The organism is Pseudomonas sp. (assembly GCF_050739655.1).
Taxonomy (GTDB): domain Bacteria; phylum Pseudomonadota; class Gammaproteobacteria; order Pseudomonadales; family Pseudomonadaceae; genus Aquipseudomonas.
In genome coordinates this window covers 1-6,042 of sequence record NZ_JBOIBY010000128.1, presented here as the reverse complement: position 1 = coordinate 6,042, position 6,042 = coordinate 1, and the positions used below count along the sequence as shown (strand labels likewise).

The following is a 6,042-nucleotide window of genomic DNA, read 5'->3' as shown; positions in this document are numbered from 1 at the left end:
AGTTGTTGAAACCCGACGTGTTGTAACAGGGGCGCCGAGAGGCGCCCTTTTTTATGCTCAAACCTGTCGTTCGTAACGTGGATGAGCTGTGAACACAAAATCTGTGAACAACATCAAACTGTAGGAGCCGGCTTGCTGGCGATGGGGCCTCAGGGGCGTGTTGTCCTTGAGGTCGTCATCGCTGGCAAGCCAGCGCCTACAGTTTTGCGTCAGGCAGGGTGATTACACGCGCTCGAAAATCGCCGCAATCCCCTGACCACCACCGATGCACATGGTCACCAGCGCATAACGCCCGCCCGTGCGGTGCAGTTCGTGGATGGCCTTGGTGGCGATGATTGCGCCGGTGGCGCCGACCGGGTGGCCCAGGGCGATGCCCGAGCCGTTCGGGTTGACCTTGGCCGGGTCCAGATCCAGTTCCTGGCTGACGGCACAGGCTTGGGCGGCGAAGGCGATGTTGGCTTCGACGACGTCGAGGTCGGCGACGGTCAGGCCGGCGCGCTTGAGGGCCAGGCGGGTGGCCGGGACCGGGCCCAGGCCCATCAGTTCTGGCTCGACACCGGCGTGGGCATAGCTGACCAGGCGGGCGAGGGGGCGCAGGTTGTTGATCTGAACGGCGGTGCCGGTGGCCATGACCAGCGCGGCGGCGCCGTCGTTCAGACCCGAGGCGTTGCCGGCGGTGACCGAGCCGTCTTTCTTGAAGGCTGGCTTCATGGCAGCCAGCTGTTCCAGCGAGGCAGCGCGTGGGTGCTCGTCGACGGTGAACAGTTTGGTCTCTTTGCGATCACGGATTTCCACGCCGGCGATCTGCTCGCTGAAGTAGCCGTTGGCAATCGCATGGGCTGCGCGCTTCTGGTCTTCGAAGGCCAGGGCGTCCTGCATTTCGCGGGTGATGCCGTTGCGTTCGGCGACGTTCTCGGCGGTGATGCCCATGTGAATGTTGTGGAACGGGTCGTGCAGGATGCCGAGCATGTAGTCGATGGCCTGGACGTTACCCATGCGCGAGCCCCAGCGGGCGGACGGCAGCAGGTAAGGGCCGCGACTCATGGATTCGGCACCGGCGCCGATGGCGATGTCGGCATCGCCCAGCAGCAGGGTCTGAGCGGCGCTGATGATTGCTTGCAGGCCCGAACCGCACAGGCGGTTGACGTTATAGGCCGGGGTTTCCTTCGGGATACCGGCGTTCATCGCGGCCACGCGGGAGATGTAGGCGTCGCGGGTTTCGGTCGGGATCACGTTACCCATTACCAGATGACCGACGAGCGACGCGTCCACAGCGGCGCGCTCCAGGGCGGCTTTGATGGCTGTGGTTGCCAGGTCGACCGGTGGTACGTCCTTGAGCGAACCGCCGAACGTGCCGATGGCAGTACGGGCGGCGCTGACGACAAAGATTTCTGGGTTGTTCATGACGGGGTTCCTTTCGGGATTTACTTATCTGTACTGCGATTGAGCAGTGCGTTCAAGGCTGTTTTGGCTTCAGTGCTGTTCAAGCGCTGAATGAACAATTGGTTTTCTTCACGCAGGGTGGCTTGCAGTTCGGCCATGCCGGGCTGCTTCATCAGTTGCCGGGACACACGCAAGGATTCCTGGGGCATGGCCAGGAAACGCCGGGCGACTTTTGCCGCTGCTGCCAGGCACTGCTCGCCGTCATCGAACGCTTCGTTGGCCAGGCCCCAATCCAGCGCCTGGGCACCGCTGAAGCCATCACCCAGCAGCAACAGGCGTGCAGCGCGGGCCTGACCGATCAGGCGCGGCAACAGCAGGCTGGCGCCGAATTCCGGGCACAGGCCCAGGTTGACGAACGGCGTGCGCAGCTTGGCGTTGCGGGTGACCAGCACTTGGTCGCAATGCAGCAGCAGGGTAGTGCCGATGCCGATGGCCGCACCGCAAACCGCTGCAATCAATGGCTTTTGCAGGTGGGTCACGGCGCGCATCAGGCGAAATGCCGGGCTGTCGAGGTGCGTCGGCGGCTCTTGCAGGAAGTCCACCAGGTCGTTGCCGCTGGTGAAGCAGTTCGGGCCACCGGTCACGATGATCACCCGCACATCGTCGTTCTCGTCAGCGGCAAACAGCTCATCGGCCAGGCGCGTGTACATCGCGTTGGTCAGGGCGTTGAGCTTGTCCGGGCGGTCGATGGTCAGCGTCAGCACGCCATCGCTCAGTTCTTGTTTGATCAGGTCGGTCATCGAAGGCGCCTGCAGAGTCGGTTTGGCGGCCACTTTAAGCGTCAGGCAAACCCCGCCGCTATGACAAAACGGGTCAACCGGGCTGATGCTTTTTGCCATGTCGCGGGGCAAAACGGCGGACACACCCATTCGGGGTATGGTCCCAGCGCCGCAATCGCCCAATAGTAGGGACATCCGCTCATCCAGAGCCGAACTCGCTTGATAAGGTGCATTTGCTATGGGCAAGACACTGCTTAAGGTGATTTCCAGTCTGTTTGTTGTACCGCTGACCCTGAACGCTTACGCAGCGCAAGTGAACGACAGCAATACCCTCAGGTTGTACAACTGGGCGGATTACATCGGCGAAAAGACCCTGGCCAACTTTGAGAAAGACACGGGCATCAAAGTCATTTATGACACCTTCGACGCCTACGAAACGGTGCAGGCAAAACTGCTGACCGGTCACTCAGGCTACGACCTGATCGTGTTGAACGCTTCTCTTGCGCCGCCGCTGATCAAGGCCAAGGTATTCCAGCCACTGGACAAGAAGCTGCTGCCGAGCTGGAACAACCTCGATCCGAAAGTCCTCAACGATCTGCAGGGCTTCGACCCGGGCACCACCTACTCGGCGCCTTACACCTGGGGCAGCAACGGCGTGACCTACAACGTCGACAAGATCAAGGAGCGCATGCCCGACGCGCCAATCGGTTCGCTGGCGATGATTTTCGATCCGAAGATCGTCTCGCGCTTCGCCGACTGCGGCGTGACCCTGCTGGATGCGCCCACTGAAGTGATTCCGCTGGCGCTGAAGTATCTGGGCCGCGACCCGCGAAGTGCCAAGCCGGAAGACCTCAAGGCTGCCCAAGACGTGCTGCTGTCGGTGCGGCCTTACATCCGCAAATTCGACTCGGTCAATTACCTGACCAGTCTGCCCAACGGTGATGTTTGCATGGCCATGACCTGGTCAGGCGATTACGCCACCGCCATGGCCCGTGCCGAAGAAGCGAAGAAGCAGATCAACCTGGCCTACTTCATTCCCAAGGAAGGTTCGTTGATCTGGTTCGACAACATGTACATCCCGGTCGACGCGCCGCACGTGGCCAACGCCCACAAGTTTCTCGAGTACCTGATGCAGCCGCAGGTGATGGCCGATGTGAGCGATTACATCAACTATGCCAACAGCAACGCGGCTGCCACGCCGCTGCTCAAAGCCAGCGTGCGAGATAACCCGGCGATTTATCCCGATGAAGAAGTTCGTCAACGACTGTTCCCGCAGAAGACCCAGGACGCCAAAGACATGCGCGCTATCACGCGGGTCTGGAGCACGGTGAAGAGCGGGATCTGATCGTCAATTTGTCCAGTTTGAGGTTTTTGTATGGCGACTCCAATCAAGGCTACTCCAGTCAAAAAAGTATTTACGCCGACCGAAGCGGCTGCCCTGGTCAAGGCCGACAAGGCCCACCACATGCACGGCTACCACATGTTCGACGAGCACGCCGAACAGGGTTCGCTGAATATCGTTGCCGGTGACGGCGCTTACATCTACGACACCGAAGGCAACCGCTTCCTCGATGCCGTGGGCGGCATGTGGTGCACCAACATCGGCCTGGGCCGTGAGGAAATGGCCGAGGTCATCGCCGATCAGGTGCGGCAACTGGCGTATTCCAATCCGTTTTCCGACATGTCCAACAACGTGGCGATCCAGCTGTGCGAAAAACTCGCCAGCCTGGCCCCCGGCGATCTCGATCATGTGTTCCTCACCACCGGTGGTTCCACGGCGGTCGACACGGCATATCGCCTGATCCAGTACTACCAGAACTGCCGTGGCAAGACGGAGAAGAAGCACGTTATTGCCAGGTTCAACGCCTATCACGGCTCCACCACGCTGACCATGTCGATCGGCAACAAGGCCGCCGACCGGGTGCCGGAGTTTGATTACGCCAACCCGCTGATCCACCACGTGTCCAACCCCAACCCTTACCGCGCGCCGGAAGGTATGGACGAGGCGCAGTTCCTTGAGTTTCTGGTCAAGGAGTTCGAAGACAAGATTTTGTCGATTGGCGCGGACAAGGTCGCAGGTTTCTTCGCCGAACCGGTGATGGGCTCGGGCGGGGTGATCATTCCGCCCAAGGGTTACCTCAAGCGCATGTGGGAAGTCTGCCAGCGCTACGACATTCTCTTCGTCGCGGACGAAGTGGTGACCTCGTTCGGTCGCCTGGGCAAGTTCTTCGCGTCCAAGGATGTGTTCGATGTGCAACCGGACATCATCACCACCGCCAAGGGCCTGACCTCGGCCTATCTGCCGCTAGGCGCGTGCATTTTTTCCGACCGTATCTGGAAGGTGATCGCCGAGCCGGGCACAGGGCGCTGCTTCACCCATGGCTTTACCTACAGCGGTCATCCGGTGTGCTGCACGGCGGCGCTGAAGAACATCGAGATCATCGAGCGGGAAAACCTGCTGGCCCATGTCGATGATGTCGGCGGCTATCTGGAGCAGCGTTTGGCCACGTTGCGGGATCTGCCGCTGGTGGGCGATGTGCGTTGCCTGAAATTGATGGCTTGTGTGGAGTTCGTTGCTGACAAACGCACCAAGGCGTTGTTTGCCGACGAGATCAACATCGGCGAGAAGATTCACGTGCGGGCTCAGGCGCGGGGCCTGCTGGTGCGGCCGATCATGCACCTCAACGTGATGTCGCCGCCGCTGATTCTCACTTATGCACAGGTGGACGAGATCGTCGGGATCCTGCGCGAGTGCATTCTCGAAGTGGCGGCCGAGCTTGAACAGAGCGGCCAGTATTTCGGCCAATGAGTTCGTCAGTCAGGCTTTTACCAAGGGCTCGCTCACCCGCTATGCTGCGGGGCATGAACAAACCAAACGACGATACGCTGATCGCGATGCCCTTCGGGGCATTGCACAAATGGCATGGGGGAATGCGCGAGGCATTCGCCCATGTCGACGAGCCCGACGCCCTGCAATATCTGGCGTCGGCGCTGGCGCAGCTGGTGTCCATCGAGTCGATGATGATCAGCCTGGAACGCAAGGACCGCCCGCCGCAGTTGCTGCATCAGCGCGGGATCGCCCAGGAGTATCAGGTGTCGATTCTGGAGCGCTATTTTTCCGGGGGTTACTTGCTCGATCCGTTCTGTTTGGCGGTGGAGCAGGGGTTGGCGCAAGGGTTTTATCACCTTGAGGAAATTGCGCCGGATAACTTCTTCGACAGCGATTACTACAAGACCTACTACCTCAACGCGGGTTGTTCGGAAGACAGTTACTACATCGTCGACACGGGCAATGACACCAAGATTTCCGTCAGCCTGTACCAAGGTTTTGGTGGTGAATGCCTGCGGGTCGAACACCTGAACTTGCTGCGCGCCGTGGAACCGCTGGTGCGCGAATTCGTCAGCGAATTCAGCCGACGCGGCATGCTGCGCAACAGCGCGATCCAGTGCGACAGCGAGCAGGACCAGCGCGATGATCTCAAGCATCGGGTGCAATCGGCGTTCGAGCAGTTTGGCAGCGATTTGCTCACCGAGCGCGAGCGGGAAGTGGCGCACATGGTGCTGCGAGGCCACTCGGTGAAATCCACCGCCAGCCAGATGAACATCTCCCCGGAAACGGTGCGCATGCATCGCAAGAATCTTTATCTGAAGTTGGAGGTGGGGTCGCAGTCGGAATTGTTTGCGCTGTTTATTGAGTGGTTGCGTAAGCACTGATCAACGTCAACATTTCGGGATAACCCTGTGGGAGCGAGCCTGCTCGCGATAGCGGTCTGACATTTGAATGTATCGACCTCATCGCGGGCAAGCCCGCTCCCACAAGTTCAGCGGGTGTACGCAAATTTGGCGATCAACCAAAACCACTGTGGGAGCGGGCTTGCCC

At 60.1% G+C, this 6,042-nt stretch carries 5 protein-coding genes; 3 read left to right on the top strand and 2 right to left on the bottom strand.

Translation table 11 applies throughout. The features are described 5' to 3' along the window. Window positions 1-222: 222 nt before the first annotated feature. Together ACRESJ_RS06630 and ACRESJ_RS06625 are read right to left on the bottom strand one after the other, a co-directional pair. On the bottom strand, window positions 223-1,404 hold the full coding sequence (locus ACRESJ_RS06630) for an acetyl-CoA C-acyltransferase family protein (RefSeq protein WP_431757202.1): 1,182 nt from the start codon (window positions 1,402-1,404) through the stop codon (window positions 223-225). 20 nt (window positions 1,405-1,424) lie between these two features. Beyond that, window positions 1,425-2,183 carry an enoyl-CoA hydratase gene (locus tag ACRESJ_RS06625; protein WP_431757203.1) on the bottom strand — a complete coding sequence of 253 codons (759 nt, stop codon included), beginning with the start codon at window positions 2,181-2,183 and terminating at the stop codon, window positions 1,425-1,427. A 217-nt stretch (window positions 2,184-2,400) separates the two neighbouring features. Here ACRESJ_RS06625 and ACRESJ_RS06620 point away from each other — a divergent pair, with 217 nt between their 5' ends. The 3 genes from ACRESJ_RS06620 to ACRESJ_RS06610 are packed head-to-tail and all read left to right on the top strand — an operon-like array spanning window position 2,401 to window position 5,876. Next, window positions 2,401-3,507, top strand: a complete 1,107-nt coding sequence (locus ACRESJ_RS06620; protein ID WP_431757201.1) for a polyamine ABC transporter substrate-binding protein — start codon at window positions 2,401-2,403, stop codon at window positions 3,505-3,507. Window positions 3,508-3,537: 30 nt separating this feature from the next. Next, the gene (locus ACRESJ_RS06615) at window positions 3,538-4,971 is read left to right on the top strand and encodes an aminotransferase (protein WP_431757200.1); all 1,434 of its coding nucleotides are present in this window, start codon (window positions 3,538-3,540) and stop codon (window positions 4,969-4,971) included. Beyond that, on the top strand, window positions 4,968-5,876 hold the full coding sequence (locus ACRESJ_RS06610) for a helix-turn-helix domain-containing protein (protein WP_431757199.1): 909 nt from the start codon (window positions 4,968-4,970) through the stop codon (window positions 5,874-5,876). The genes ACRESJ_RS06615 and ACRESJ_RS06610 overlap by 4 nt, the downstream gene beginning before the upstream one ends. The last annotated feature ends 166 nt before the right edge of the window (window positions 5,877-6,042 follow it).

Coding starts and splice junctions, on each gene's coding strand:
- ACRESJ_RS06630 (WP_431757202.1), bottom strand. CDS start 1,404: ATGAACAACCCAGAAATCTTTGTCGTCAGCGCCGCCCGTACTGCCATC.
- ACRESJ_RS06625 (WP_431757203.1), bottom strand. CDS start 2,183: ATGACCGACCTGATCAAACAAGAACTGAGCGATGGCGTGCTGACGCTG.
- ACRESJ_RS06620 (WP_431757201.1), top strand. CDS start 2,401: ATGGGCAAGACACTGCTTAAGGTGATTTCCAGTCTGTTTGTTGTACCG.
- ACRESJ_RS06615 (WP_431757200.1), top strand. CDS start 3,538: ATGGCGACTCCAATCAAGGCTACTCCAGTCAAAAAAGTATTTACGCCG.
- ACRESJ_RS06610 (WP_431757199.1), top strand. CDS start 4,968: ATGAGTTCGTCAGTCAGGCTTTTACCAAGGGCTCGCTCACCCGCTATG.